General features: G+C 49.3%; 1 protein-coding gene. It reads right to left on the bottom strand.

All coding sequences use genetic code 11. From position 1 onward, the window contains the following. On the bottom strand, positions 1 to 359 hold a 359-nt coding region (locus A3751_RS08460), incomplete at its 3' end, for an aquaporin (RefSeq protein WP_197466240.1). Positions 360 to 751 lie beyond the last annotated feature (392 nt).

Below are 751 nucleotides of genomic sequence, written 5' to 3'. Positions count from 1 at the left end.
CCATAACCATTGGATGCGAAGCCGCCTGCCACATCAAAACCAGATTGCCCGGAAGCGATGAGGTACAGCACACCTCCCGCTAAAATGCCGCCAAGCACTTGCGCAGCAATATAAGGGGCAAGATCCTTTGCAGGAAAACGTCCGCCCACCCATAGCCCGACCGAAACAGCAGGGTTTAAATGGCAGCCCGAAATGTGTCCGATTGCATAGGCCATTGTTAATACGGTAAGACCAAAGGCCAGCGATACACCTAATAGTCCAATGCCCACGTCTGGAAACGCCGCAGCGAGTACAGCGCTGCCGCACCCGCCCAGAACCAACCAAAATGTGCCTATGAGTTCAGCCGCATATCTCTTCATTGTATTCTCCGATCCAGTTAGTAAATTCTACCTAAGGCTTAAAATAGGGCGCCAATTAGGTAGTCTTGCTCGCTTGAATATTTGTAAGCTAATACACGCGCCATACTGCATAACTGAATCATCAGCCAATAGCGGATAACGTACAGAATCAAAAAAGGCTACCGAAGCAGCCCGTTTATCTTGTTACTTTTTAGAGACATGCGCAACGTCATTTAACGCTCATGTTTTGACTCCGTTTTCATCTCTGGACGTGATCAACGGAGCCGAAAAAACATGAGCTCGCCACTGTCTAGGGCGCTATGTTCACCCGGTTTGCTGGCGTATAGCCAACATCAACCGAGCCAATCTATGGCGTCTTTAAGCCGATGCTCTGTTAGACCGAGTTTGTCCCA

It is taken from the genome of Oleiphilus sp. HI0080, assembly GCF_001635135.1.
The sequence above is the reverse complement of the archived record's forward strand: the minus strand, read 5'-3'. Positions and strand labels throughout refer to the sequence as shown.